Source organism: Nocardiopsis sp. KDC1DS13DA1 (assembly GCF_055632325.1).
Genome location: NZ_JBVMUY010000006.1, coordinates 63085 through 85239 on the forward strand (window position 1 = coordinate 63085; position 22155 = coordinate 85239).

Annotated in this window: 25 protein-coding genes; all 25 read right to left on the bottom strand. The window is 69.3% G+C overall.

Features of this window, described 5'->3' with window-relative positions:
• Positions 1 to 241: 241 nt before the first annotated feature.
• The 25 genes from ACTVAJ_RS05780 to ACTVAJ_RS05900 all read right to left on the bottom strand — a co-directional run bounded on the left by ACTVAJ_RS05780 (position 242) and on the right by ACTVAJ_RS05900 (position 21202).
• Entirely contained in the window at positions 242 to 1708 is a 1467-nt protein-coding gene (locus ACTVAJ_RS05780) for a tyrosine-type recombinase/integrase (protein ID WP_470387013.1), read from the bottom strand.
• Positions 1708 to 2061, bottom strand: a complete 354-nt coding sequence (locus ACTVAJ_RS05785) for a helix-turn-helix domain-containing protein (protein WP_470387014.1) — start codon at positions 2059 to 2061, stop codon at positions 1708 to 1710. The genes ACTVAJ_RS05780 and ACTVAJ_RS05785 overlap by 1 nt, the downstream gene beginning before the upstream one ends.
• Positions 2062 to 2349: 288 nt before the next feature.
• Positions 2350 to 2742, bottom strand: a complete 393-nt coding sequence (locus ACTVAJ_RS05790) for a hypothetical protein (RefSeq protein WP_470387015.1) — start codon at positions 2740 to 2742, stop codon at positions 2350 to 2352.
• On the bottom strand, positions 2739 to 3701 hold the full coding sequence (locus tag ACTVAJ_RS05795) for a TRM11 family SAM-dependent methyltransferase (protein ID WP_470387016.1): 963 nt from the start codon (positions 3699 to 3701) through the stop codon (positions 2739 to 2741). Before ACTVAJ_RS05795 ends, ACTVAJ_RS05790 begins: the two co-directional genes overlap by 4 nt.
• Complete coding sequence (locus ACTVAJ_RS05800) at positions 3698 to 4444, bottom strand: hypothetical protein (protein WP_470387017.1); 747 nt, start codon at positions 4442 to 4444, stop codon at positions 3698 to 3700. The genes ACTVAJ_RS05795 and ACTVAJ_RS05800 overlap by 4 nt, the downstream gene beginning before the upstream one ends.
• A 171-nt stretch (positions 4445 to 4615) precedes the next feature.
• Positions 4616 to 4984, bottom strand: a complete 369-nt coding sequence (locus ACTVAJ_RS05805) for a hypothetical protein (protein ID WP_470387018.1) — start codon at positions 4982 to 4984, stop codon at positions 4616 to 4618.
• A gap of 72 nt (positions 4985 to 5056) precedes the next feature.
• Entirely contained in the window at positions 5057 to 5863 is an 807-nt protein-coding gene (locus ACTVAJ_RS05810; RefSeq protein ID WP_470387019.1) for a winged helix-turn-helix domain-containing protein, read from the bottom strand.
• A gap of 81 nt (positions 5864 to 5944) precedes the next feature.
• On the bottom strand, positions 5945 to 6589 hold the full coding sequence (locus tag ACTVAJ_RS05815; RefSeq protein WP_470387020.1) for a hypothetical protein: 645 nt from the start codon (positions 6587 to 6589) through the stop codon (positions 5945 to 5947).
• A gap of 113 nt (positions 6590 to 6702) precedes the next feature.
• Positions 6703 to 7365 (bottom strand): hypothetical protein, encoded by a 663-nt coding sequence (locus ACTVAJ_RS05820; protein ID WP_470387021.1) that lies wholly within the window; start codon positions 7363 to 7365, stop codon positions 6703 to 6705.
• 131 nt (positions 7366 to 7496) lie between these two features.
• Positions 7497 to 8123, bottom strand: a complete 627-nt coding sequence (locus ACTVAJ_RS05825) for a hypothetical protein (protein WP_470387022.1) — start codon at positions 8121 to 8123, stop codon at positions 7497 to 7499.
• Positions 8124 to 8243: 120 nt separating this feature from the next.
• Complete coding sequence (locus ACTVAJ_RS05830; protein WP_470387023.1) at positions 8244 to 8864, bottom strand: hypothetical protein; 621 nt, start codon at positions 8862 to 8864, stop codon at positions 8244 to 8246.
• 114 nt (positions 8865 to 8978) lie between these two features.
• On the bottom strand, positions 8979 to 9599 hold the full coding sequence (locus tag ACTVAJ_RS05835; RefSeq protein WP_470387024.1) for a hypothetical protein: 621 nt from the start codon (positions 9597 to 9599) through the stop codon (positions 8979 to 8981).
• A gap of 132 nt (positions 9600 to 9731) precedes the next feature.
• A complete protein-coding gene (locus ACTVAJ_RS05840; RefSeq protein ID WP_268643601.1) occupies positions 9732 to 9974 on the bottom strand; it encodes a hypothetical protein in 243 nt (80 codons plus the stop codon).
• A gap of 28 nt (positions 9975 to 10002) precedes the next feature.
• Positions 10003 to 10311 (bottom strand): hypothetical protein, encoded by a 309-nt coding sequence (locus tag ACTVAJ_RS05845; RefSeq protein ID WP_470387025.1) that lies wholly within the window; start codon positions 10309 to 10311, stop codon positions 10003 to 10005.
• 791 nt (positions 10312 to 11102) lie between these two features.
• Positions 11103 to 13742, bottom strand: a complete 2640-nt coding sequence (locus tag ACTVAJ_RS05850) for an OmpA family protein (protein WP_470387026.1) — start codon at positions 13740 to 13742, stop codon at positions 11103 to 11105.
• A gap of 85 nt (positions 13743 to 13827) precedes the next feature.
• Positions 13828 to 14244, bottom strand: a complete 417-nt coding sequence (locus tag ACTVAJ_RS05855) for a pilus assembly protein TadG-related protein (protein WP_470387027.1) — start codon at positions 14242 to 14244, stop codon at positions 13828 to 13830.
• Complete coding sequence (locus ACTVAJ_RS05860) at positions 14241 to 14618, bottom strand: TadE/TadG family type IV pilus assembly protein (RefSeq protein ID WP_470387028.1); 378 nt, start codon at positions 14616 to 14618, stop codon at positions 14241 to 14243. The genes ACTVAJ_RS05855 and ACTVAJ_RS05860 overlap by 4 nt, the downstream gene beginning before the upstream one ends.
• A 62-nt stretch (positions 14619 to 14680) precedes the next feature.
• A complete protein-coding gene (locus ACTVAJ_RS05865; RefSeq protein WP_268643608.1) occupies positions 14681 to 15070 on the bottom strand; it encodes a TadE/TadG family type IV pilus assembly protein in 390 nt (129 codons plus the stop codon).
• A 223-nt stretch (positions 15071 to 15293) separates the two neighbouring features.
• On the bottom strand, positions 15294 to 15959 hold the full coding sequence (locus ACTVAJ_RS05870) for a type II secretion system F family protein (RefSeq protein WP_470387029.1): 666 nt from the start codon (positions 15957 to 15959) through the stop codon (positions 15294 to 15296).
• Between the two features lie 206 nt (positions 15960 to 16165).
• Positions 16166 to 17068 (bottom strand): type II secretion system F family protein, encoded by a 903-nt coding sequence (locus ACTVAJ_RS05875; protein ID WP_470387030.1) that lies wholly within the window; start codon positions 17066 to 17068, stop codon positions 16166 to 16168.
• Entirely contained in the window at positions 17068 to 18384 is a 1317-nt protein-coding gene (locus ACTVAJ_RS05880; RefSeq protein WP_470387031.1) for a CpaF family protein, read from the bottom strand. Before ACTVAJ_RS05880 ends, ACTVAJ_RS05875 begins: the two co-directional genes overlap by 1 nt.
• Complete coding sequence (locus ACTVAJ_RS05885) at positions 18381 to 19304, bottom strand: hypothetical protein (RefSeq protein WP_470387032.1); 924 nt, start codon at positions 19302 to 19304, stop codon at positions 18381 to 18383. The genes ACTVAJ_RS05880 and ACTVAJ_RS05885 overlap by 4 nt, the downstream gene beginning before the upstream one ends.
• A complete protein-coding gene (locus ACTVAJ_RS05890) occupies positions 19301 to 20020 on the bottom strand; it encodes an SAF domain-containing protein (protein ID WP_470387033.1) in 720 nt (239 codons plus the stop codon). Before ACTVAJ_RS05890 ends, ACTVAJ_RS05885 begins: the two co-directional genes overlap by 4 nt.
• Positions 20021 to 20057: 37 nt before the next feature.
• On the bottom strand, positions 20058 to 20564 hold the full coding sequence (locus ACTVAJ_RS05895) for a hypothetical protein (RefSeq protein ID WP_470387034.1): 507 nt from the start codon (positions 20562 to 20564) through the stop codon (positions 20058 to 20060).
• A 272-nt stretch (positions 20565 to 20836) separates the two neighbouring features.
• Positions 20837 to 21202 carry a hypothetical protein gene (locus ACTVAJ_RS05900; RefSeq protein WP_470387035.1) on the bottom strand — a complete coding sequence of 122 codons (366 nt, stop codon included), beginning with the start codon at positions 21200 to 21202 and terminating at the stop codon, positions 20837 to 20839.
• Between the last annotated feature and the right edge of the window lie 953 nt (positions 21203 to 22155).

The window sequence follows — 22155 nt, forward strand, 5'->3', positions numbered from 1 at the left end:
TTTCCTCAGAGCGGGAAGCCCAATGTCTCTCAGGTGTCCGGTTTCGGCCACCTACCGTTCTGAGATCACCCCTTCGCCTATACACCCCCCAACCTCATGCTCCAAGGAACCTTTGATCCGATCGGATGACGACCCCGGACACACGGAAACCCCAGGCCAGCAGGGGTGAACATCCCGCATGGCCTGGGGTGTGGGGCGGCGAATCGCTCCTGGTGTGCTCCCCGGTCCGGCTACCCCGCCGCTACGCGCGCACGGGCCTGAGCAGGGCCGCTGTGGCCTCGGCCGCCGCCTTGGCGACCTCGGGGAACACCGTCTGGTAGGTGTCCTGGGTGAAATGGGTGGTCGCGTGGCCCAGCTCGGTGGAGACCACCTTCACATCCGCCCCCGCCGCAAGGGCGAGGGAGGCGGCCCCGTGGCGGAGCCCGTGCAGGTGGATCGGCGGGAGCCCCGCCGCACGCACGATCCGGTTGAACCAGCGGGTCACCACCCCCGGATGCCACCCGGTCCCATCAGGCTGGGTGAACACCAACCCCGAATCCGCCCACCCCTGCCCCGCCGCGAGCCGGGCTTCGTTCTGGAACCGCTTCCAGGAACGCAACACCTTGACCGTGTCCTTGTCCAGAGTGATCGTCCTCCGTCCGGCCGCGCTCTTCGGGATGGTCGTGATCGTCTTCCACCCCAACGTCACCACCTGGGTGCGGATGTCGACCTGACCATCGGTCAACCGGGTGTTCGCCCACGGAAGGCCCACGGCCTCGCCTCGCCGCAGGCCCTTGACCGCGATGAGGTGGAACATCGGGAACAACCACACGTACTTCTTCGCGTGGGTCAGGAAGGTGATGGTCTGCTCCGGGGTCCACACCATCACCTCCCCCGGCACCACCCCGTCGATCTGCCACTGACGCACCCGCTCGGCCGTCCACACCAACGGCTTGCTGCGCGGACACGACGGCAACCGGGCGTGCGAGGCGATGTTCACGCTCACCGGCAGGTCCGGGCGTCGCACCGCTTCGGAGAACGCGCTGCGAAGGGTCGCGCGGATGCGGTGCTTGGTCGACAGCGAGATCACCCGCTGCCCACGAACGGACGCCCGCACCTTCGCGTTGTCGGACTCGCGGCACTCCAGGATGCGCTGGTTGTTCTCCTCGATCGCGGCGAACATCTCCTCCACCTGCCAGGACGTCAGCTTGTCCAGACGCGTGGCCCCCAGGTACGGCACGAGATGGTTACGGATATGGCCCTCGTAGGAAGCCCGAGTCTTCAACGCCAGATCGGGCTTGCCGTCCAACCACTCCTTGAGCCACTGAGCGACGGTGGGGATCTTCTCTCGGGTGCGGACCCCGTGCCCGATGCGGCGTTTGACCTCGACCGCCTCTGGCAAGGGGCGGCGGGCCTTGAGCGCCTGCTGGATGAGGTCGGCGACCTGCACCTCGACGTCCGTCTCCTCGTCGGCCAGGCGGATCAGCGCCTTGAGGTGATCGAGCTGGGCCTGGGCCTGCTCCTGCGAGCCCAATCCACCCCGCCGCGCCTGACGGCGCTTCCCCTCACTGGTGCGGGGAAGTTCGAGTTGGAAGGCCCACTCGCCGTGCCGGGGGTTCCAGGTCCCGTCCTCACGGCGCAGCTTCGGACACTTCACGCCCAACAGCTTGCCGGTGGTCTCGTGGCGGCATCCGCAGCGTTTGAACACCGACCCGTCCTGAGAAGCCATCAACGCCCCTCGCTTTCTGTCTGGTCACCACGCGCACCACACCCGCACCCACCCCGGTGGAAGAGAGGGGTGTCCAGGCCGAGGTGGGCCAACACCCCCACGGTGGGCACCACCCACGCCCTGCCCGAACGATGCGCGGGAACCGGGAAGACGCCTTGGCGCAGGAGCCGGTAGGTGGTGGTCCGGCCCAGGCCGAGCATTCGGCCCGCTGTGACCGGGTCCAGGACCACCGGCAGGGAGCCGATCTCGTCCAACGTCACCGGAGTCGCCTCCTTCACCTGCCCCACCTCCCCACCGTGGTTGACGTGCACGAACGCGGTGCGCGGCCCCGCGCTGTGCGGGGCAGCAGACATCCACGCTCGACCTCGTCGAGGTGGTCAAGCGGATTCGACATGTTCGCCACCGGTTCCACGCTCCCCCGTTCACCACCCGCCCCATTCGGGCGGTATGTCGCTTTCCCTGGTCAGGGCGTGTGTGCGGCCCTATCGGCCCCACCACCCCCGGATGGGGTGGTGGGGCCAGCCCGGGGCGGTGGGGCCGGTGTGGGGCGCTTGCAGCGCCCCGTACCGGCCCCGGTCCCCAGCCGCCCCGCCCACACCCGTCGCCGGGGGCGTGCCCCCGCCCCCGGCGGCGGTTGTGGGTCAGTCCGGGCGGACGTGGCCCGTGTAGGTCAACCACGCCCGGTACTCGGCGCGGACCTTCTCCGGGATCGCCACCACCCGATACCGGGCACTACCTCGGACGTGTTCGACCACGAGGTGCTCCCCCTCCCAGGCGGGCATCACCCCCAGCACGGCGCCGACACGGGAGACCTCGGCGAAGGCTTCGGCGTCACGGTCGGTACGTGGGAAGTAGGCCAGGTCCACGCTCGTGTGTGGGCTGATCGGCAGGTCCGGGTACGCCTCGAGGAAATCGGCCAGCTCCCGCAGATCGCCGATGATCCGGGCACGCCGCTCACCACTGGCCGCGCCACGGAACGCCTCGGGTGTCTGCCCCGCCTCGGGGACTCGGTCGCTGTCGTGGTGATGGTTCATGCGGCCTGGACCTCCTGGTCGGTGGCGGGGTTGGTGAAGACGAGGGCGTCCTCGTGCTGGATCACGTGCACCGGGATCCCCGCCTTGCGCAAGCGGCGGGTCTCGATGAGTTGGAAGAACGAGGTCCGCGAGACCGCCTCGCCGTCCCGCAGGGCGCACAGCAGCGCGACGCACCGGTCGACCTGCACCAGCCCCGCACGCCGGCCCGCGTCGGCCACCTGGCCGGGGAAGTCCACGAGGTGGCCGTCCTTGCGGAACGGGCGGGTGGTCACCACGACCACTCCGCCCGGAGCTAGCAGCGGGCGGCACGCCGCCAGAATCCGGGAGAACGAACCCAACAGGACCTCGGGCTTCTGGTAGGCGAGGTTGGCGACCTTCTCGTCGCGCTCCCGGGCGTAGACGTGGGCGTACTTCTCCACCGCCCGAGCCCCGTCACGGCGTGAGCGCACCTGGCCGTGGGTCATCGACCCGTACGGCGGCGAGGTCAACACCAACCGCACCCGCCCCACCAGAGGCGAGTCAGCCAGCTCGGTGGCGACCGCGGCGCCTTCTCCGGTGTGCACCCGTCCCTGGCCTCGGGCTCCTTGGATGGCTGCGGTCTCCAGGTTGAAGCGGGCGGTGGAGGCCCACTTGGGCTCCAGCTCGATCCCGACCGCGTCACGCCCGAGGTGGACGGCCTCGACCAGGGTGGTGCCGATCCCGCACATCGGGTCCAACACCACCTCCCCCGGGCGGGTGTAGGCGGAGATGGCGTGCTGGGCGATCGCGGGCAGCATCTTGGCGGGGTGCTCCACCGACAACCGCGAGTACCTGCTTCCTCGCTGCTGACGGGCCTGGTGTTGCCCGGTCACCCACACCGACCAGCCCGCCCCCGCGAGCTGGTCCTGTTCCCGAAGGTGGTCGTGGCCGTGGCCGCGGTCAGGGAAGGCGAGGTCGTTGTCGTGGTGGTCCTGGCTCACGCGTCCACCTCCCCACGGACGTCCGCGGTGGCGGGCCGGTACCGCTTGGGCAGGCGAAACACCGACACGTTCAGGTGCGCGGGCGAGGTGATGGTGGCCGCCGCTTCGGCGACCGAGGCCGGCAAGGCGTCCCCCACCTCCTCGTCGTCGGGATCCAGGTCCCGGCCCCGAACGGGGATGGTGGCGCCGAGCCCTTCCTCGCAGATCGGGACGGTCAACGCGATCACGTGCTGCACGTACACCAGCCCCGCGCACGAGGCGGCCCGCACCACCCCAGGAGCGGGGTCCACCACCTCTCCGGTGGGGGCGTGCCCGATGGGGGTGATGACGGCGACGATCCCGCCCGGGCGGGTGATGGTCGCGGCGAAGGCCACCCGTCCCCGGGTGCGGCGTTGGTGCCCGCGCCGGTTCTCCTCCCAGGCAGCGGGCAGGAGGGCGATAGTCAGGTCGGCCCAGGCCACCCCGAACACCGCCGCCTCCTTGCTCTGGTCAGCGACCGCACGGGCGGCCACCTCGCTGGAGCGCCCCCGCAGCTTCGCGATCGCCGCCACCCGGCCACTGCTCCCGGTCAGGTCCGCGACCACCTGCCCGGGGCGGGTGTACTCGCCCACCAGCCGGTGCGCCAGGCGGTCCGGCACCACATCGCCGCCCGTCGCGGGCTGGGCGGGGTGGGGTGTCGGTGCGCACGGCCACACCGCCAGCGGCGGTCGGCCCGTGGGGGTGTCGTAGCTCTGGTGTGTCATCAGGTGCACCCTCCTTCTTCTTTTTCGCCCTGATGACCTCCTAGGAAGACGCCCCCACCGCGAATGCGACACCGACCCCGGAAAAGTTCGGGGGAAGCTGAAGGCCCGGGACCCACACCAGCCGGACGCTGGTGTGGGTCCCGGGCCTTCACCCGGTGGTGTGTGGTTGCCTCAGTCGCCCGTCCGGTGGAGGCGGCAGGGACATCCGGCCTCCTGCACCATGTCCCGAACCAGTAGGGGCAGCGGGAGGGCGATGATCACCGCGAGGTGGTCCAACGGGGTGCCGTGACAGCACCGGCCGGTGTCCGCGTCGTGGACCGCGAGGTGGTGGCCGCACGCCCCGCACACCGTCCCCGGGCCGGTCTCCTCCCGGTGCACGATGCCGGGCCACCGGTTCTGGACGTAGTAGGTGCGCAGCAGCCGGTGGGTGCGGTTGACGACCCCCACCAGGGTCACGGTCACGCACAGGGCGGCCAGGGTAGCGGTGTACTCCCATTCGACACAGCCCAGGTCGGGCCAGGGCCACACGTCATCAAACACTTTATACTCCCTAGGGGTATTTGGAAGATGGGGGTGTGGGCTGGTGTTCGTCCACACCCCCGGGGCGGGGTGTTAGTTCGGGGCCTTGGCGGACTGGTAGCGGCGCGGTCGGTCGCAGGTCTGCACCGCGTAGCCGTCCTTGGCCAGGCGGGCGAGGTTGTTCTGGATCGCCCCGATCGACCGGCCCTGCAACAGGTGGCTGATCATGGTGGCGGTGAACTCCTCACCAGGGTCGGAGTCGAGGATCGCCCGCACCATCAGCTTCAGCTCGCCGGGAGCCAGCCGGGTCGGCCCGCTGACCGGGTTCACGTCCTCTGCCGTCGTGGTGACGTGGGTTCGGTGCGAGGCCGCCCGGGGCTGGGGCAAGGTGGCCGGGACCGGGGCGGGCTGTGTGGGGGCGGGCTGGGCCGGAACATCCGGGGTACGCGAGGTTGTCGTGGCCGCCTCCTCATCCGGGGTTTCCTCAACCAGGTTCTCCTCTGTGTGCGCCGTCGGCACGGAGTCCTCCGCCCGCGCCTCCAGAACAGGTGCGACCGGGGCGGAAGCGGTGTCCGGGGCGGGGGCGGGCTTTGCGGGTACGGTGTCGGCCGAGTCCACCTCCGGCTCCTCGCCCCCGTCGTCGTTGGTGGTGGCGACCTCGAGGGAGGTAGCTGCCTGCCAGGTGTCGGGCAGGCGACGGCGTCCCTCCCGCCCGCCCGGGGTGCGCACGGCCAGCCCGTCCTTCTCCAACGCGGGCAGGTGCTTGCCCAGGGTCGACCTGCCCACCCCCGCAGCCTCAGCGAGGTCGGTGACGGTGATGGGTTCGGTGGCCTCGGCCAGGGCGGCCAGGATGAGGTCGCGGGTGCGGGTCGCGGTACGGTGCGCAGTCGTAGTGGTCATGACGAACGGTTCCCTTCGGGTTACGGGTTGGATGGGGTCGCCCCGCCCCCGTGGAGGGGCGACCTGGAGACGGTTGTCGTGTTAGGCGTGGTCGGTCAGGTGGGCGGTGATCCGGTCGCGGATCCGCGTCGGCAGGCGGTGCAGCTCCTCGGTGAGGGTGCGCCAGCCGGTGACGAACGAGCCCCGGTCGGTGAACCAGGTGAGGGTCGAGGTGTCCTCAGCCGCCGTGTCCGGATACGGGGTGGAGACGGTGACCGCGACGTTCGGGTGTGCGGTGTCCAGGTAGGTGTCCTGCAGGCGGCACACGTCCTCGTTGTCGGTGTGGCCGATGTAGATCGGGCGGCGCATGAGAACGAACCCGTGGGTGCGCATGGCGTGGCGGAACCGGCCCAGGTGCGTGCGGTGGCGCGGACGGCCGGGTTCCCAGGGGTCCCATTCCAGACAGGCGTGGGCGACGTGGTCGGCAGCGGCCACAATCGCGTCCCATGCCCGCTCCGGCGGGAGGAGGCGGGCCCAGTCCAGATCGTGGACCAGGTCGCCGTAGCCGTAGACGACCGTCTCCCGCGAGTTGGTCGTCAGCCACCGGTGGTGGGTGAGCCGGTACTCAGCGGTGTCGGAGTTGGCGGTGATCAGCCCGCCGGGCCCGGTACGGGCTAGGGCTTGCAGGAGGTGGCCGGTCAGGCGTTGGCGAGTGAACCTCTCACGCATCGTGCGATACACGTTCACAGGGAGTCCCTTCGTGTGGGCGCGCCGAACACGACGCTCAGCGCGCGGGTGTGGGTGTGGGTGTGGAGGGGGTCGCCCCGCCCCCGTGGCGGGGCGACCCGGTGAGGTGGTGGTCAGGTGCGGGTGCGGCGCAGGTGCGCGTCGACCTCGGCGCGCACCCGACGGGCGTGTGTGGCGGCGAGGAACTGGTTGCGCATCCGGGCGGGCCAACCCCTCACGTGACGCCCCTGGTCCTCGACCGTGATCAGGGACAAGGCCCCAATGACTTCCTGGAGGGGCATCTTCACCGTGACCGTGATGGTCGGATTGGTGCGGTCGGTGTAGCGGTCGGCCACCATCCGGGTGGTGGGGTGCTTGTAGACCCCGGGGTCGGCGTAGCGGTGGTAGTAGTGCGGCGCGGAGGTCAGGTCGAACCCGCACGCCTGCATGTGCTGGCGCATCCGGGTAACGACGAACCCGGTCCCGGCCAGGTCCTCCAGGCGTTCGGTCATGGTGTCCCAGGTGGATTCGTCGACCGCATCCACCAGCTTCTGCCAGCCCCGCTCGGTGTACGCGGCGGTGTACTCGGCGAGGTTGAAAACAAGGTCGTGGTAGCCGAACACGATGAAGGAGGTCTGGGTAGCCGGGTTGAGGGTGCGGGCGTGGGTGACGTAGTAGTCGCGCTCGTACAGGTCGGCGATGATTACCCCGCCCGGGCCGATCCTGCCCAGGGTGCGCAGCATCCGCGAGGTGATCTCGGCCCCGGAGAACCAGTCGGCGATCGTCACTTCGGGCACGTCTTTGAACACGGTGAGTCCCTTCTTGTGGGCGCGCCGAACCACACGCTCGGCGCGAGATACATGGGTGTTGGGTGGCCGGGGCCGCCCCGCCCCTCGGGTAGGGGGCGGCCCCGGGTGGTGTCAGCGGGCTAGGACTCCAGGTGCGGCAACACCTCGCGGATCGTGTCGTGCAACACCTCGGCGGTGGCATCGACGCTGTCGGCGGTCAGTTCCCCGGACCCGTGGGCCAGTCCTCGGGTGTAGGCCTGGTACACCTCGAGGGTGAAGGGCAGGGGCGGCGGGCCGAAGGCGGCGGGGAACAGGTTGAGTGTCACGGCCATGTTGGGCGTGTACACGTAGGAGTCGACGACGGCCCCGTCCTCGCGGAACCAGGAGCGGCCGTTGATCTCGAACCCCTGGGCGCGCATGGCCTGCCGCATCTGGATCACGACCGGGTTGACCCGCACGGTGTCGGCCAGCCAGTCGTCCATCATGTCCAGGACGGTGTGGTCGACGTTGTGGGCCACGTCCTGCCAGGTGAACCCCTCGGGCTTGGTCAGGTCGGCGACCAGGTCGGCGTAGCCGTACACGATGAAGGTCGACTGTGAGGTCAGGTCCAGGGAGCGGGAGTTGACGACCCAGTAGCGGCGTCGGGGCACGTCGGCGACGATCACCGCCTGGCGTCCCTTGGCGAGCAGCTTCTTGAGCAGGCGCTCGGTGATGCGGGCATGGGCGAACCATTCCCCGGCGGTGGCGGTGGTGATTCCTGCGATCACAGTGAGTCCCTTCTTGCGGGCGCGCCGAACCACACGCTCGGCGCGAGATACACGGGTGTTGGGTGACCGGGGCCGCCTCCGCCCCTTCCGGATGGGGGCGGCCCTGGGCGGTGTGCGCGGTTAGGGGCGCAGGTCCAGGTGGGCGCGGGCGCGCACGGGGGCCTCCCTGACCGGGTCGGGCACCCCGGTCCGGGTCAGGGGCATGGGCCAGGCCCCGACCTGGTGGCCGTGGTCGAACATGGTCAGCAGGGCGCGGCCTCGGGCGGAGGTGTACTGCACCGCGCACGTGGTGAACGTGATCCGGGGGTTGTCCCGGAAGGTGTAGGTGTCGGTGACTGTGGTCAGACTCGCCTCGGTGCGCCCGTAGACCGGGCGGCGGTTCAGGTTCATCCCGTGCAGGCGCATGTCGTCGCGCAGGGCGCGGATGAGGGCCCCGGTGCGCATGGTGCGGTGGGCCCAGTTGTCCAGGCAGTCCCAGGTCTGCTCGGTCAACGCGTGAGCGATCTTGGCCAGGTTCCCGTCGTAGTGATCGAGGTCGTGGGCGAGGTCGCCGTGGCCGTAGAGGATGACGTTGGCGCGGTTGCCGGGGGCGAGCATCTGGGCGCGGGTGGCCTCGATGATGTTCTGGTTCAGCCCTGCGGTGATCAGGGTGCCCGGACCGGCCTGGCGCAGGTGGTCGAGCATGTCGGTGGTGACTTCCTGATCGGAGAACCGGTCACGCATCGTACGAACGATCGTCACGGTGAGTCCCTTCGTGTGGGCGCGCCGAGCACAGCGCTCGGCGCGAGGTGTGTGGGTTCGGGGTGGGGCCGCCCCGCCCCCGTGAGGTGGGGTGGCCCCGAGGGTGCGGTGCGGTTAGCCGTTCAGGTCCAGGGCCTGCCAGACCGTGCCCGCGATCAGGTCCGAGGCCGCCCGGTAGGTCAGCGTTCCGCCGGTGTCCAGAGCCAGGTCCGCGACCGGTCGCGCCTCGTCGGTCGGGTTATGGCTGAGGATCCGGGTCGGTTCCTGGAAGGCCCAGGTCATGGTCACCTCTGCGATCCGGTCGCAGTCGGCCAGGCGGTAGTAGTCCGTCATCCGGGGCAGCCCCCGCGTGCGCGGCTCAACGGTGGGGGCCTGCGTCAGGTATACGCACCAGTCGGCCAGGTGGCTGCGCAGGTCCTCACACATCAGGTTCATGGTGCGGACCTCCGGCCACGTGGTCAGCCAGTCGGTGGCGATGTCGGTCAGGTCCTCGGCGAGGTCCTCATCGGTGGCCTTCCGTCCCTCGGCCGTGTAGAGGTCGGTCAGCTCGCCCAGCCCGCGCTGGGAGGTGATGATCATCCGGGTCGGGACGATCGCCTTGCGGGGCAGGACCGCTTCGACGTTGCCTGTGCCCTCGTCCCAGGTCAGACACGCGCTGGGCGCGGCCTCGCGCAGATCGGCGATGTGGTCGGGCGTGATGTGGATCGGCGTCCGGTAGGGCATACTCGTGCTCACAGCACACTCCCTTTCGTGGGTTGTTGTGTAAGGCCCGCACCCGACCCGAGACGGGTTGGTAGTTCGTGCCGGGTGGGCGCGGGTGTCTTCGGTGAGGCCGGTCTGAAGGTGGCCGCCTTCAGACCGGCCGCATCAGGCCGAGGTGAACTCCTTCAGGGGCACGAACACGACCGGCCTCACGGTCTGGGCCCCGCTCTTGGTCTGACCGGGCAGGTCACCGTAGGTGGCGCATAGCGTGGACCCGTCCCGGTGGCTGTAGTCGGGCCTGTTCCAGCTCGGTGCCCAGTCGGTGGGCGGGAGGTTGCGCACCCGCTCCAGGCATTCCGGGCACGTCATCAGCGAGCCGAACACCCGAGGTGTGGTCCTCTTCGTCATCACGTCCTCCTTCGTCGTAGCGGTGGATTCAGCGCCGTGCGGTGGCCGGAAGGGTCCGGTGGGCGTGGAGCTGGAACAGCACGCTCCCCAGGTCCTCGCGGTACCGTTCGGCCCGTTCGTGGTCGCTGGCCGCCCGTCGTGCCGCCGAGCTGGTCGGTTGGGTGCGGTGCAGGTGCACCGCCCGCCCCCGTGCGGCCAGCTCCCGACCGATGGCCTCCTCGTAGTCGGTGGCCAGCTCCCGGGCGCGTTGGGCCAGGGCCCGGTTGGCCAGCTCGGCGTCCGTCGGCGGTCGGGGCGGTGCGAATACTCGCCCCGCTATCACCGCGATAGCGCACATGGTGCGCATTAGGTAAACCCCCTAAAATTGCCGGGTGTTCGTGTTTGGCGGTCCGAGGTTCACTTGGTTGACCGGTGTTTGTCAACTCGTGTCGCGAACCTTTTTCCGCCCGCCCCCGAAACGGCCCCCGTTTCCGGGGTGGGACCCAAGGTGAACTTGGGTGACGCGGGTTTGTCAACTCGCGTCGCGGAAGAATCTTCCACCCCACCCCGGGCGGGTGAACCGCCCCGGGGAGCACGCCAATATGAACTTGGTCGAGGCGGGGTTGTCAAACCGTGGCGCGGACTTTTTCACGGAAAATTTTCCGCGCGCGACCACAGGGAGGAACCGCGCCCGCGCGCGTACGCGCGTGAGGGCATCCGCCAGGCGGTGGTGGGCGATCATGATTTTTATGCTCGCCGCTGTTCTGGGTGATCATAGAAAAGGCACACAACGGGCGTTGTGTGCCTGTGGTTGTTTTTATGAGTGGTGGGGGTTGGGAGGAGGGGGAGGGGTGGGTGGGGGGAGAGATAGGGGCTGAGCGGGGGCCGGGGCGGGCCGGGCCCGCCCCGGACAAGGAGGGGGTCGCCCGCCCCCTACGTGAAGATGACTACCCACTGGGTATAAGTCTGGATTGCGAAAGGCCCACCCAGACCGGGCTTGACCTGCATGGATAGTCGCCTGTGGGTGGGCCGATCTAAGCGGCCCGCTTACCGGAACAGGCACAGGACCACTTACCGGCGTACTTACCGGCGGCGTCACAGGACCACTTACCGGACAGCATCACACACCCCTTCCTCGCCTCGACCCATTCAGGCCGTGGAGGGTGTGGCCCCCGCGCCGCGCTCGAGGTTCTCCAAAAGCTCTCTACTGCGCTGGCTCGGTTGACTCTTGACAGCCTTCAAGGATTCAGCCAGGGAATTATACGCTCGGTGCACCGAATCCATGCGCCCCATCGAGGCGTAGACTTCCATTAGTTCCTGATACAGAGCCTCGTTTCGAGTGTCTATGGAGATCACCCTCTCCAGTAGTTCGACGCGCTCTTCATGGCCAGGCACCTTCCGCGCCAGGCGCACACACGTATCCGCAAACATCATCTGCCAATGGCGGCGAGAATCTTCAATCCACTCGCCTTCCACATCACAGAGAAGATGCGCCTTATACACACCGGCCAGTCGCCGCAGGTCCTCTTCTTCGCTCTCCGACCGGTGATTCTTGATCCGAGCGTAGGCTTGCGCAAACTCCCAAACGTCGACATGGAAGAATTCTTCTTGTACCCGGTAGCGCCCCTTGTCCTGCAAGACGATGGGGGAGTTCGTACCCAAGGCATCCCGCACAGGTTTCCGGAGTCGGCTCACGGCATTGTGTACGGCCTTCCTCGCGGCATCGTCCTCGGCGCCAGGGGCGAGGACCTGCGCCGCCTCCGCAAGACTGACCCCGTTTGGGTGCAGCGCGAGAAGCGACAGCAGCGTCCGTGCTGCCGTACGCGCTCCGGTCAAGACGTCCCGACCGTTGACCTCACACACCAGGTGCGGTGCGAACAGCCGAATGGTGACCTTGGGCTGACTCCCCTCAACCTGATCCGTCGCGTCCCTTTCAGGGCCGGGAGCGTGTTCTGACTCGGCGCGGCGCTCGTGGTCGTCACTGGCCCCGGGATGTTCTTCTCCAGAGCTCGCAGGGACCTGGGGCTGTTCCGGTTCTTCCTCGCCCTGGCCGGGTGCCTCCGCCTCCGTTTCAGCGGTGTGTTCCATAACGGGTGGGGGTTCCTTGTCGCTGGGGGCGCCTTCGCGCTCCTCCCGGCCCTGTGGTGGGCTCCACAATCGCAGAGCACCCTCGCGAGTCACCTCCCCCTCCCAGGTTCGAACCCGCACCCGGTGGGTGTCCCCGCAGTCCACCGTGGCCCCGACATGGTCGGTGCCGCCGAGAGCGCACACCAGCACCCCAGAAGTGGCAGTGAGCACGGCTGGCAGCCCCTTGTCGGCGTCCAGGTCGCTCGCTTCCACCAAGACCAGCACAGGCGGAACGATGGCGACAGGTGCGCTAGCCTCGTCGCCGCGCTCGTCCTGGTCTCGTGCGCAGGCCAACAGCTCCGCCTCCACCACAACCAGTGCGTGAGCGAGGTCGGAGGCCACCTGCACACCCCCCAGCGGCGTTCCTGTTGTCAGGAGGGCCGTGGCGACCGGGCGGGTGGCGATAACGGGTCCAGGGGCGTGGCCTGCGGCCAGGGCAGCGAGCACACGCACCGCGTTGACTCCGACGAACGCCACACCCCCAGCGCTGTTCACCCGGACCGTGTCAGCAACGAGCAGGTAGCCGTCCTCGTCGACGACACCACGCGCGAGCCCTTCGGCGTCCTGGCGCACCAGGTTCTCCTGGCTCAGTGAGGTGTCATCGGTGACGGCTCCCGCCGAGAGGTCCTCAGAACCGGTCAGCGACCCACCACCAGTAGCTGGCTTCCGACGCGTCGCCGATGCCCGTCGTCGTCCAGCCGCGTAGCCGACCCCCGCACCGATCGCCCCGGAGACCAGCCCGACCCCGGCGAGGTCAAGCACGGTGTTCTCCTCGGCCGCGGTGGTCACACCGACCCCCTCCCGCTCCGGAGCGGAGGCCGCCTCCGAAGAGGTCTTGAAGGTGGCGTCGGCCCCGGACACCGCTGATGGCTCGGGCACAGGGGCGGGGGTGGGGCGTTGAAGGGTGTAGGAGATCTCCACCCGCCGATACTCGCCATACGACGCGCGAGGATGCGACGGAGGTTGGGCAGCCCCCATCCCGACCACCTGGATCTCGACGTTGGCGTCCAACTGGTCGGCTAGGTGGTCCGCGACCGCCTGGGCGCGCTGCTCGGACAGGCCCCGGTTGTAGGAGGGGTCACCGATCGGGTCGGTGTGCCCGGTCACCACGACCGGCTCCTCCGAGTGCCCGAAGTCGGCGATCAACCCGATGGTCGGCTCCAAGGACTCGGCCATCCCTGGGGTGAGGTCGGCCGAGTCGAACCCGAACCCCGCCAGGATGCTGGTGCGGTCGAAGACGTCTCCCGGCTTCGCTTCCTCCCCCACTTCTGAGGTCTCCTGGGCCGGAGGCGTGGCGGCCACGGTTGGCGCTTCGGCCACCGCGTCCGTCGTGTGCGCCGCCAGAGCCGTGGTCTGAGTAGAGGTCGCGGTCGCACCCCCGGCCACCAGCACCCACATCAATCGCACCAGCCCCACCCGGGGCACCAACCCGCGCGCTACGGCGATGATGTCCAAGGCGACGATCACCAGGTGGACCGCCCAGACCGCCCACAGGAACACGACGAAGAAGGCGAGCACGACCTCGTCGGGGAGGCTCCCTCCGCGCAGGTACTGGAGGAACCACACCCAGGTGGTGTCCTGGCCCAGCGGCCACTCCAACCGGGTCGCCAACCACGGCGGCCCCACCAACAGCACCACCGTGACCAGGACTTCCCCCGCCACGGACCACGCACTTCGCGGCATACCTAGCCCCTTTCGCTCTCTTCCGATCTGTTCCGGGACATGAGCCGCACGCCCCAGGGCGGCATCACCCCAGCGGGGGGTGGAGCGCGGTCGCGGTGGCCTCGGCCTCGATCTCACGGGACCTAACCGGCAACAGGGCGGGGGTGAAGGTGCTACGGGCCAGCACGACCACCCGGTTGTCCTCAACGACCACCTGACCGCCCAAACCTGCTGAGCCCAGGTGGTCGAGGGCGGCCTGGCTGGCCTCGTCAGCGTCCAGGACCGGGCTCCCCCCGGCAAGGCTCGCCGAGCCGTCCAGCTGGTGGGCCCCGGCACGTGCCGCGGAATGCGCCACCGACAACAGCTCCGCCTTGGCCACCAACATCTGTCCCGCCTCCCACACCAACGCGAACACGATCATCACGACGGGCACGAGCATGAGCAGGAACACCGACGCCTGACCCTCGTCCTGACCTCGCCACCGCTCTGTCAGTCGGTTCATGGCTCCTGTCCTCGGTAGGGATCGATCGGTGAGGTAGCGGTGGCGTACAGGGTGCGCTGCCCGCCAAGGCCGCCCAGGTCGATGACGGTGACCGTGCACGCCACCTCCACCGACACAGAGCCACCCGCTTCGAACCGTGTGGTGTCCACGGCGGCGGTAAAGGGGGTGCAGGCTACGCCCCGATCGGCCAGCTCCCGCTTGGCAGTCCCCCATGCCTGGGCGCGAGCGGAGACCGTGTCACGTTGCAGCGAGGCAGCACGTGCAGCGGACGAGGCGGCGCCCTGGACGATCAAGGAGGCCGAGACCTGACGTCCAGCGATAACCACCAGCACCAAGACCACGACCAGTACCGGGGCCAGCAACACCAGCTCCACCGACGCACTCCCGGAATCGTCACGATGCCCGAGCCCACGTCGCGCACACTGAATCAGAGCGTTCATGGTGTGAGGCGCTCGACCGGGCCGGACAGCTCCGAAGCCACCGGCAACCCGACCCCCGGCAGCAGACTCGCGCTTCGCGCTGTCACCTGCACACTCGCGAGGTCGACGGTGCGCTCGACCTCGACCTCCACCCGACGGAGCATCCCGCCGCCCAGCTGGGTCTGGGCCTGCTCGGCCCGCTCGTGGGCCAAGGCGGTGGAGCCGTCGAAAGCACGGGCCGCCGCTAGGGTCTGGGCGGCGATCGCCTGGGCACGGTGCTGGGCATGCGCCCACACCCCCACCTGTGCCACCCCCACCACCATCACGAACACGATCGGCAGGATGAACAGCGGCTCCGCGCTCCCCCGGTCACTGCGGCTCCCCCACCGCTGGTACCGCCTGGTCATCGGTTCACGCCCAGGTCGATGGACTCGGCCGCCGTGGTGAACTCCCTCACGAGGATGCCTCCGACGACGGTGGCGATGGTGATCGACACCATGATGATCAGGATCCAGTCCGTGGTCGCCGACCCCGCATCCGATCTGACACCGCGTGACGATATGAGCCAGGTGCGTACACGGCTGTGGGCACGCCGAAGGAGCCCTTGCATCAGCAACCCTCTTTTTCTGTCTAGAAACCGGCCATCACGTGGGTGAGGGCGACATAGCTGATCAGCACCAGGAACCCGGCCACCAGGCCCGTGGTGGGCAGGGTCATGCGTTCGGTGGCCGCGTGCGCGGCGGCCTCGGCCTCCGCCAAACGGCGGGCCCGCAACGACGACGCCTTCGCCGTCAACGAGGTGCGGGTACGCGCCCCCGACGCACCGCCCAACCGCAACGACGCGGCCAGCTCACCGAGCTCGCGCACCCCCGTCTCCTGGACGAGGGACTCCAGGCCTTCCCACTCGGGCCGGTGGCGCAGGGTCGCAACGTGCACGGCCTGGCGGAGACGCTCCGGAGCGCGGCCGTGCCCGTGTTGAAGGGCGGTGGTGAGGGCGCTGGTGGTTCCCGCGCCCGCCGCCAACCCCATGACGACCAGGTCAGCCAGACCGGAGACGACGGCGCGCAGCTCGGCCCGGTGTTCGGCGGCAGCGTGACGAGCAGCCAGATCCGGGGCCAGGAAGCAGACACCAGCAGCCAGTCCGGCGAGCAGCCACGCGACCCCAGGGGTGGGAAGGACCGCACCGCCGACCGTGACCAGTACCGCTGCCAGCAGGACTCCGACGCCGGTGGCTGCGGCCTTCTCCGCCCGGTAGGCATCCACCGGCGTTCCCAACACCTGAAGGGTTCGGGTCATGGCCGGACCAGGGATACCCGCCCTGGCCATGAGGCGTCCCGCACGGTGACCCATCCGCTGCGCCCACCCTCGTCCGGAAGGAGCCGACGGCTTCGGAGCCGGGCGAGGTGTGAGGCGTTCGACGAGCGTGGGACGACGTAGACCGTAGGCGGCGGCGAACACTCCGGCCCCCAGGAAGGTTCCGGCCGCGCCCAGCATGAGAACGCTCAACGGACGCCACCTCCTACCGTGGCGGCTTCCACGGAGGCGGGGCGGAAGGGGCGCGGTGTCTTCGGCGGTGAGGCGAGGCGGGCCAACCAGAAGAACGAGGCCGCCCACAGCCCTCCGGCCAGTGCGAGCACGAGCTGGCCAGACAGCGTGCCCAGTGGCTGGAGGAAGGCGGGGTTGAACGCAGCCATGCCCAGGAGCATGAGGGTGGTGGCGGCGGCGATGATGCGCACCGAGGAGCGCACCCTGGCCCGCGACGCCGACACCCGGCCCACCGTCGTCGCCCGCTCGCGGGCCGTTTCCGCCAACCTGGACAGGGCCCCGGCCACGTCTCCGCTCTGGCGGGAGGCGCCCATGGTCAGGGTGATCGCGATCAGGTCGCCCAGGTCGGAGTCGACCTTCTCAGCGAACACCGTGGCGGCCTGCTCCATCGGCTGTCCGGCGCGCAGCCGGGCCTCCAACGCCTGGACGTGCTCGCGGATCAGGTCCGGGGCGACGGGCACGGTGGCGGTGATGGCCTGGTGCAACCCCGAGGCTGCGGTGATCATGTCGCGGAGCTGTTCGGCCCAGGAGGCGAGGGCTTCGGCGAGGTCGGCTTCGGCCCGGGCCGTGGTGTCGGGGCCGAGCAGGGCGGGCATCGACCACCCGGCCGCTGCGGCGAGCACGACCCCGATCGGCCACCCCGTCACCACACCAACCACGGCCCCAGCAGCAAGGGCTCCAAACATGCGCATCCACAACCGGCGCTGGCGCAGAAGAGTGGTCCAACGGCGTAGCGAAGGCGCGGTGGAGACCGTGTGCCAGGGGACGAAGCTCAACGCGTAGACGGCACAGACGGCCCCTGCCCCCAGCAGGGCTCCGCCGAAGGCCAGTCCCCCAACCGTCCAATCCCAGCCGGGCATCACGCCCACCCCCGTCCCGTGTACCCGACCCTCACCAGGCGCTGGCCGACCGAACCGCTGGGAGCGCACGCCACGGTCCCGACGGGTTCGTCGACCGCTCGAACATACAGCTCGTTGGAGATGACCTGCTCGCCCTCCGAACCCACGACCTCGCGAACGCTGGTGACTACGCGCTCCCCGGCCGGGGTGGTGTCGATGTGGGCGACCAGGTGCACCGCCGTCCCCACTAGGGATGCTGTCGCCGAAGGTGTCAACCGTTCCGGGGCTTGTGCGCAGTAGGCGGCCAGTTTGGTGAACACCTGCTGGCTGGACGAGGCGTGGATGGTGGACATCGACCCGTCTGTGCCCATCGACATCGCGTTCAGCAGTGCGAGGGTCTCCGGGCCTCGGGTCTCTCCGACGATCACCCGGTCTGGGCACATCCGCAGCGCCGCCCGTACCAGCTCGGCCAATGTCACCTCGCCGACCCCTTCGATGTTCGCGGGGCGGCCCTGCAAGGCGACCACGTCCGCATCGGGCAGGTGTCGGTGCAGCCCCAGTTCGAGGGAGTCCTCGATGGTGATGACCCGCTCTCCATCGAGCAGGCTCAGCAGGGCGCGCAGCAGGGTGGTCTTGCCCGCGTTCGTGGCACCGCTGATGATGAGGTTCGCTCGGGCCCGGAGCGCCGCGATGAGCAACTCGCGTGCGGTCTGGTCGACCATCCCTGAGCGGGCCAGGTCCTTCAATCGCAGGTGGTGGGTGGGGTGGCGGCGGATCGTCACTGTCGGTCGGGCCGCGATGCCGGGCATCACCGCCGACAGCCTCTCCCCTCCGGGCAGTTCCATGGACAGGATCGGCGCCGCTGTATCGAAGCGGCGCTCCCCACCGGGGGCGCGGGCGGCGGCCCGCTGAACGAGCGCGACGAGGTCGGCGTCGGTGTCCGCCACCGCCGGGCGGTGTTCTCGGCGGCCTCCGCCGAAGTCCACGATCACCGGGTCGTTGCCGATGACGTGGATGTTCTCCACGTCCGGTTCGGCGAGCAGCTCCTCCAGCGGGCCCAGTCCCAGGACGTGGTCCAGAACCAGTTGCCGCAGCCGGGCCTCGTCCGCTGGTGTTAATCCTGCTGTTCCCTGGATCAGGGCGGTGCGGGCCCGTTCCTCCAGCAACCGGTTCACGAGCTGGGCCACCCGGTCCTCATCCACCGCCTCGCCGGGGGTGGTGATGAGCTGTTCGGTGACCCGGACGGCCAGGGCCACCGCGGTAGCCCGAAGGGAGACCTCGTCCGCCCCTGCTTCCCGAGGCGACGGGAGGCGCGGGATGTCGTTCGTCGCCGTCACGCTATGTTCACCACCGTCGAGTCACGCTGTTCTTTGGACATGCCGAGATCCTGTTCCTTCTGTTCCTCGTGGGACAGGCCGAGGCCGGAGAAGTCGTCGCACAGCTCCGCCAGGGACTTGGCGGCCTTGATCAACGGCATCCACTCCAGGCTGTCGGGGTCGCGCCGCTCAGACCACCAAGCGGCCCAGCGATCGCGTAGCCGGGTGGGGGGATGATGCTCGCCCCGCACCAGCCCCGCTCCGGTGGGGTCGCGCGGGATACGCGCCCACACCGGCAACCCCGACGCCACCTTCGACACCTCACTGTTGGAGTGCGGGCAGGACCCGGCGATGGTCAACCCCACGCGCGCTCCCTCGTCGCGGAGTGAGGCCAGGACCGGGGCGCACGCCCGCAACCGGGCGGCATGCCCCACATCGCTCGGTTCGGTGAGGACCACGACAACATCGGCGTGACGGACCAGGGCCGCCCCCGCAGACCCCGGTACCGCCCGACCCACATCCACCACGCTCACCCGACCGGTTCGCAGCAGGGCCGGGTTGTGGGCCAGCATGTCCACGGCCCTTCCCGCTTCCAACGGGTCAGCTGGGGCAGGTACGACCCGCAGCCCACCGGGCAGCTCCACCGCGTGGTTCAGCATCGGTGTGTTCGCCTCAGCCGCGTTGGCCACGCCCGCCTCCACCCACACATCCGCAGGCAGAGACACCGGTACTGGTGTGCGGGAGGCGGCGGCCAATGACACCACCCCCGCCGGAGAGTCGTGGAGGTCGATGCCGTGCCAGGCCGCCAGATCCCCACCGGAGGCGTCGGCCTCCACCAGCACCGGAACCGTCACCGGGGACGAGGGCCAGGCCGCCGCCAGGGCGGTCGCCAGACTCGTCACCCCCGGAGCCCCGCCCAGGGAGCACACCGCGACGATCATTCCCCACCTCCCATCACCGCGACCGCCCGCGCATCGTCGTGCGGGTTCAGGACTAGGAGCTGCGCTGGCGCCTGGGCCACCGCACGGGAGACGTAGGTGGCCTGGTTGCGGGACATCACCACCTCCACCACCTGCTGCCCGGCCCCGAGGGTGTCCTCGTCGGGCACGACCCGGTGCACCGACCCCGTGACCGCACGCAGCGGACCGTCCGCATCACCATCGCCTCCTGTGGGGGTGACCACGTCCACGGTGGCCCCTGCCTCCAGGCCCTGGGGCACCGTGGACACGGGAACCGCCACCACCGCCTGCCCCAGATCCGGCCACACCACGCGATCCCCGACCGAACCATCCACCAACAAAGAACCCGCGAGCGTCGGCCGGGTCAACACCTGTCCCTCCACCTCCTGCGGGGACAACATCCGCACTCCGTCAGCCTCGGCCACCTCGACCGACCTCACATCGGAGGCGGTGAGCACGTGCCCGGCCGGGAGATCGGCCGCCAGCACCGCGACCGGACGCGCGTCATCCAACACCCACCCAGCCCAGGCCCCGGCCATACCTCCCGCACCGATCAACCCTGCCGCGAGCAAGGCCCACTTCCACCGGCGGCGTGAGAGGGTCGCCAGCCGCACCGACTCCCATGCCTGTCCGGTGTTCTTCTCATCTGTTTTGCTGGTTTCCCGATCGGTTTGTTTGGGATTCGCGAGCGCGACCATCCCTCCCCCTTCCGTCCTCAACGTGATTGCTGCGCTGTCAGCGGACGTCAGTGACGACCGCGTGGATCTCACTCACCGGCACCGCCACCGTCGACGCGGTGGCCAGGTCCTCCAACTCCCCGCCCCGCCCGTCCGTGGCCGACCATGACACCGCCCACTCCCACACCGCCGTCAGATCCACCCGAGCACCAGCGCCGCCCGGGGGCAGGGTGATGTAGGTGTGGCCGCAGTCCGGAGACCCCTCTTCCCGGTAGACCTGCGGGGAGAACACCGTGCCCGGCACCTCGCACACCACCTCGCGCCCGTCACCGGTGTCCCACACCACCCGCCGCGGAGAGGCGACCACCGTCACCGATCCGGCGCTGACCGACGCGGTCGCCGACACCGGCTCCCAGTCCTGCTCGTCGATCCACATCCAGGCGGGCAGGTTCACGAACCTCGGCCTGTCCAGAGGCGGCGCGGTCCCGATGTCGGGCTCGGGCAGCCGCATCCTCGCCCGGGCCTGCTCAGCCAGCGCTCCTGGGTCAAACTCCGACTCCGCCACCCGAGGCTGTAGGACCCCCCTGCACCGGGTCGTTTCCGGAGTCACACAAGGCGTCTCAGAAACACCTGTGTTCCCGATCTCGCCAGACGGCGTACTGGGCAGGGGCGGCTCACGGGGTGGGCTGTGGATGGTGACCTGACATGAACTGCCCGAGCAGTCGGTATCGGCGAGGAAGTCGTGGGTTTCGGCTGCGGCGGGCCGCGCAGACAAGACCAGGAACACCACAACAAACCCCACACCGAGCGTTGCCCCTGGGTGTGGGAACGTTCGGGTCAGCATGATCCGTAGTCCTCCAGCCAGAGGTCGTCCACGCGCCAGCCATGGTCGGTGGAGACAACCGAGGCGGAGACGAGGCGCTTTCTCTCCCCCACATCGGCGGGTTCGCCTTCGTCCGTGACCAGCCACCCCGAGCTGTCGACGCAATCCTCGACACGCACAGTGACAGGATCGTCATCGAGCTCGGTGGCGACCACCTGGGGATTCAGTACTGGTTCCCCTATCGCCACCACTCCTTGGAGCATCGCTGAGGTGAGTTCAAGTGCCTGCCCCGAGGCGTACTTGTCCAGATCCGGGTGGCCGACCGTGCCTTCGTGGGAGCCTTCGACCACCGTCCCCCACATCCCGAGGTAGGCATCCACCGCCGCCTCCTCCGCTGTCGGAGACGGGCTGGCCTGCGCCGTAAGAGTGGGGGGCGTGGGCATCGGCTCGCTGCTGGGATCGCTCTCCTCTACCGCGCATCCCGCCAGGACCAACGCTGCCGCCACCCAACCCGTCACAGGCCCGCGCATGCCTCACCGCCGTTTCCTCACCGGGCACGGCCCCAACACCGCGCTTTCGATGAGTGACACTAACCACACCCAGAGTAACGACACAACCAGTTTTCGGATACTCACAGTGACCAAAAATGTGAAGAGAACCACCGCGATCTGATGTCGCACGCCCTACCTGCGCAAACACGAAGGCGAGGCAAACGAAAGGGCCCGCCTCCAGCAAGGAGACAGGCCCGAATCACCGCTCGTTCGTCACGCCACGGGCGTGCGTTGCGCGTGCCATTGGCGAATCAGCCCCGCCAATTCGTCCCACTCGCCAGGAGTTCCCGAATCAGTACCTTGGTCACACGCACGAGGTGTGGACGCTGGCTGGAAAGAAGCTTGGGGAGACGTTCGTCGCCGTTCGGCGCGTTGGCGCTGTTCGTGCGCGACCAGATAGGGGCGCACCGCCCGCACTCCGTCGTCGTCCTCACACCACCCGAATTCCGGCAGCTCCACCACGGTGTCGGCCGAGGTTTCCGTCTCGCCCCGGGTGAACAGGTCCCACGCCCGATTCGCGTGGGTGCGCCGCGCCTCCTCGTAGTGCTTGGTCCACTCCGGTTCACGGTCCGGAAGTGAGGTCGGTGGACTCGCGGGTTCCGGTCGCGCGGGCGAAGGCGTCGTGCTGGTCAGCGGGGCTGGGCGTGACGGTTGTGCGGGTTTCCTTCCGGCGATCGTCGCGAGCACCGCGCCCACGGCCTGCCGCGCACGGCTGGCCCATCCTTGTCGGCGCCTGCGGTGCCGACCCGTACCATGGCTCATAGATCTTCCTCCTGCTGCTG

Coding starts and splice junctions, on each gene's coding strand:
- ACTVAJ_RS05865 (WP_268643608.1), bottom strand. CDS start 15,070: ATGACCAGGCGGTACCAGCGGTGGGGGAGCCGCAGTGACCGGGGGAGC.
- ACTVAJ_RS05785 (WP_470387014.1), bottom strand. CDS start 2,061: ATGTCTGCTGCCCCGCACAGCGCGGGGCCGCGCACCGCGTTCGTGCAC.
- ACTVAJ_RS05875 (WP_470387030.1), bottom strand. CDS start 17,068: ATGCCCGGCTGGGATTGGACGGTTGGGGGACTGGCCTTCGGCGGAGCC.
- ACTVAJ_RS05890 (WP_470387033.1), bottom strand. CDS start 20,020: ATGGTCGCGCTCGCGAATCCCAAACAAACCGATCGGGAAACCAGCAAA.
- ACTVAJ_RS05870 (WP_470387029.1), bottom strand. CDS start 15,959: ATGACCCGAACCCTTCAGGTGTTGGGAACGCCGGTGGATGCCTACCGG.
- ACTVAJ_RS05840 (WP_268643601.1), bottom strand. CDS start 9,974: ATGACGAAGAGGACCACACCTCGGGTGTTCGGCTCGCTGATGACGTGC.
- ACTVAJ_RS05885 (WP_470387032.1), bottom strand. CDS start 19,304: ATGATCGTCGCGGTGTGCTCCCTGGGCGGGGCTCCGGGGGTGACGAGT.
- ACTVAJ_RS05780 (WP_470387013.1), bottom strand. CDS start 1,708: ATGGCTTCTCAGGACGGGTCGGTGTTCAAACGCTGCGGATGCCGCCAC.
- ACTVAJ_RS05800 (WP_470387017.1), bottom strand. CDS start 4,444: ATGACACACCAGAGCTACGACACCCCCACGGGCCGACCGCCGCTGGCG.
- ACTVAJ_RS05845 (WP_470387025.1), bottom strand. CDS start 10,311: ATGTGCGCTATCGCGGTGATAGCGGGGCGAGTATTCGCACCGCCCCGA.
- ACTVAJ_RS05855 (WP_470387027.1), bottom strand. CDS start 14,244: ATGAACCGACTGACAGAGCGGTGGCGAGGTCAGGACGAGGGTCAGGCG.
- ACTVAJ_RS05810 (WP_470387019.1), bottom strand. CDS start 5,863: ATGACCACTACGACTGCGCACCGTACCGCGACCCGCACCCGCGACCTC.
- ACTVAJ_RS05790 (WP_470387015.1), bottom strand. CDS start 2,742: ATGAACCATCACCACGACAGCGACCGAGTCCCCGAGGCGGGGCAGACA.